The organism is Streptococcus sp. HCA-5024 (assembly GCF_037890265.1).
GTDB classification, from domain to species: Bacteria; Bacillota; Bacilli; order Lactobacillales; family Streptococcaceae; genus Streptococcus; species Streptococcus lingualis.
Genome location: NZ_JBBKBR010000013.1, coordinates 1 through 3,565 on the forward strand (window position 1 = coordinate 1; position 3,565 = coordinate 3,565).

3 protein-coding genes are annotated in these 3,565 nt (G+C 41.9%); 2 read left to right on the plus strand and 1 reads right to left on the minus strand.

Translation table 11 applies throughout. From position 1 onward, the window contains the following. Together WKT08_RS10350 and WKT08_RS10355 are read left to right on the plus strand one after the other, a co-directional pair. Positions 1 to 1,105 (plus strand): SpaA isopeptide-forming pilin-related protein (locus WKT08_RS10350; protein ID WP_340281924.1); only part of this gene is annotated, 1,105 nt, incomplete at its 5' end. A gap of 151 nt (positions 1,106 to 1,256) precedes the next feature. Further along, complete coding sequence (locus WKT08_RS10355) at positions 1,257 to 1,946, plus strand: gamma-glutamyl-gamma-aminobutyrate hydrolase family protein (protein WP_003012927.1); 690 nt, start codon at positions 1,257 to 1,259, stop codon at positions 1,944 to 1,946. A gap of 145 nt (positions 1,947 to 2,091) precedes the next feature. On the opposite strand, the gene WKT08_RS10360 is transcribed toward WKT08_RS10355, so the two are convergent. Next, positions 2,092 to 3,565 (minus strand): SpaA isopeptide-forming pilin-related protein (locus WKT08_RS10360; RefSeq protein WP_340281927.1); only part of this gene is annotated, 1,474 nt, incomplete at its 5' end.

The window sequence follows — 3,565 nt, forward strand, 5'->3', positions numbered from 1 at the left end:
TTTCCACTACACGATCAAAGAAGTCATTCCTGAAAGCAAAACAAAAGGAATGACCTACGATGAAGGAAGTATTGATGCGACCGTAACTGTCACAAAAGATGATGCAAGTAATACACTCAAAGCTTCTGTGGCATATGGTGATAAGAAGTCATTCACTAACAAATTGGTAACAACTTCCATTCCACCAACTCCTCCGACTGTTGACAAACCTGAATTGAAGCTTTACAACATTCAATTGCACAAAGCTAACGCAGACGGAAACGCTCTTGCAGGTGCTGTATTTGGTCTATTTGAATCCGATGGTACGACTCCTGTAGCAAATCCTTATGGTGCAGGTCAAGCGACTGCAACTTCTGATAAAGATGGTCTTGTGACTTTCAAAGGATTTGAAACGAAAGATTATGTAGTGAGAGAACTCTCAGCTCCAGACGGTTACCAATTATCAGATGAAGTCATCAAGATCGCAGCTAGTGATTTGGTTGCTTCAAACAGTGTAGTGGATAAAGGAAATGTCGTTAACAAACCGTTCACTTCAATTCCACCAACTCCTCCGACTGTTGACAAACCTGAATTAAAACTCTACAACATTCAATTGCACAAGGTAAGTGAAGAAGGTAAAGGTCTTCTAGGAGCAGTCTTTGGACTCTATGAGGCAGATGGTACAACTCCAGTCGCTAACCCTTATGGTGAAGGTCAAGCGACTGCTACTTCAGATGAGAATGGTCTTGTATCCTTCATTGGATTTGAAGCAAAAAATTATGTCATCAAGGAATTGACAGCTCCAACTGGATACCAATTGTTAACGAATCCTATCACAGTTTCAGCTAGTGATTTTACCCAAGCTAAAGATTTGGTCGTTGATAAAGGGAATGTAGTAAATAATAAAATTCCACCATATACTCCGCCAACACCATCAACTAACAAACCAAATGAGAAACCCAAAACTGACAAACCTAAAGGGCATCAGCCTTCTGGAAGTCAACCAAAAGAAGACAAGGAACGAATCCTTCCTTCTACAGGTGAAACAGTCAGCGTTGGACTTCTTGTAACAGGACTTGCCCTTGCAGGTGCTGGAAGTACACTTGTTAGAAAACGTGATGAATAATTTGTAAAATAGGATCATCTAGATTGATTAGATGATTCTGTTTTTTTATATGTGATAAGTTTTATTTATCGTCTTCTTTAAAAATACATATTAGACACTATCACTAATGGGTGGTAAGATAAGTAGTAGTTAAAATGAAGGAGGAATGAATATGTGCAGAACAATTGTTGGAGTATCCGCTAATCTCTGTCCGGTTGACCCGGAAGGGAAAAACCTTCATTCCTCCGTGTCTAGTCAATTTGCGGAAGGAATCCGTCAAGCAGGTGGGCTTCCAATGGTCATTCCAATGGGAGATCCTTCCTTGGTTAAGGACTATGTTGAAACGATTGACAAATTGATCTTAAGTGGAGGCCAAAATGTCGATCCTAGTCTCTATGGCGAAGAAAAAACGATCGAGAGCGATGATTACAATATCGAACGGGATCAATTTGAGCTTGCCCTACTGAAGGAAGCAGTACGCCAAAACAAACCGGTTCTAGGAATTTGCCGTGGGGTTCAGTTGATCAATGTGGCTTTTGGAGGAACACTCAACCAAGAGATCGAAGGGCATTGGCAAGGACTTCCGTTTGGGACTTCCCATTCTATCCAGACTAAAAAAGGCAGTGTGGTAGAGCAGCTTTTTGGACAGGCCAGTCGGATTAATTCCGTGCACCGTCAAAGCATCAAGGATCTCGCGCCAAATTTCCGTGCGACTGCCTTTGATCCGCGCGATCACACCATCGAAGCCATTGAAGCTGTAGATGGTCATCGCATTATGGGCTTGCAGTGGCACCCAGAATACTTGGTTAATGAAGAAAAAGGGAATTTAGAACTCTTCCGTTATTTGTTGCAAGAGTTATAATGAAGTTAGAGATTGGACTTGAGCCGATCTCTTTTTGTGTCTTAGAAAGGACGCAAAAATACCGGAAATAAGATCAGAAAACAGGACGGTCATCAATAAAAAAACAGGTCCATCTAGCAATGCTAGATGAAAACCTGTTTTAGAATTATTCGTGGCGTTTTTTAGCAACGAGCATGCTTCCAGCACCTGCAAGGGCAAGACCTGCTGCAACAAGTCCAGCACTTACTGTTTCACCTGTAGAAGGAAGGGTATGTTTCTTATCTTCTTTTGGTTGACTTCCAGAAGGTTTATCTCCTTTTGGTTTGTCTGTTGACGGTGTAGTAGGCGGAGTTGGTGGTGTAGTAGGCGGAGTTGGTGGTGTGTTTGGTGGTGTTAGATAGTTTATAACTGTCCCCTTGTCTACTACAAGGTTAGGTGCAGCTTTTAATTCGCTAGCAGATACAGTAATAACATCCGTTAATAATTGGTAGCCAGCTGGCGCTGTCAACTCCTTAATAACATAATCTCTTGCTTCCAATCCAGTGAAGGAAACAAGACCATTGGTATCGGATGTAGCAGTCGCTTGGCCTTCGCCATATGGGTTGGCAACTGGTGTCACACCATCTGCCTCATAGAGACCAAATACAGCACCTGCAAGGTCTTGACCTACTAGATTCACTTTATGCAATTGGATGTTGTAAAGTTTTAACTCGGGTTTGTCAACAGTTGGAGGAGTTGGAGGGATATAAGTAAATGGTTTGTTAACGACATTTCCTTTATCCACTACACTATTTGAAACAACCAAATCACTAGCTAAGATTTTGATGACTTCATCTGATAACTGGTAGCCATCTGGAGCTGTAAGTTCTTTCACCACATAATCTTTTGCTTCTAATCCTGTAAAGGTTACAAGACCATTCGCATCAGAAGTTGCAGTCGCTTGACCTGCACCATAAGGGTTCGATACAGGAGTCGTACCATCTGCCTCAAAGAGACCGAATACGGCACCAACAAGAGCTTTCCCTTCTTGGTTCACTTTGTGCAATTGGATGCTGTAGAGTTTCAATTCAGGTTTGTCAACAGTCGGAGGAGTTGGTGGAATTGAAGTGAATGGTTTGTTGACCACTGTTCCTTTGTCTACGACGAGGTTAGTCGCAGCTTTCAACTCGCTAGCAGAAACTTTAATCACATCTGCTGATAGTTGATAACCTTCTGGAGCAGTCAATTCTTTCACCACATAATCTTTCGCTTCAAATCCAATGAAGGATACAAGACCGTTTGCATCTGAGGTAGCAGTTGCTTGACCTTCACCATATGGGTTAGCGACTGGAGTAGTTCCATCTGCCTCAAAAAGCCCGAATACTGCACCTGCAAGAGCATTTCCATCTGCGTTAGCTTTGTGCAATTGAATGTTGTACAGTTTCAATTCAGGTTTATCAACAGTTGGAGGAGTTGGTGGAATTGAAGTTGTTACCAATTTGTTAGTGAATGATTTCTTATCACCATATGCCACAGCAGCTTTGAGTGTATTGCTTGCATCATCTTTTGTGACAGTTACAGTAGCATCAATACTTCCTTCATCGTAGGTCATTCCTTTTGCTTTGCTTTCAGGAATGACTTCTTTAATCGTGTAGTGGAAG

Excerpts from the sequence above, each read along its gene's own strand:
- WKT08_RS10355 (WP_003012927.1), top strand. The coding sequence starts at position 1,257 with ATGTGCAGAACAATTGTTGGAGTATCCGCTAATCTCTGTCCGGTTGAC.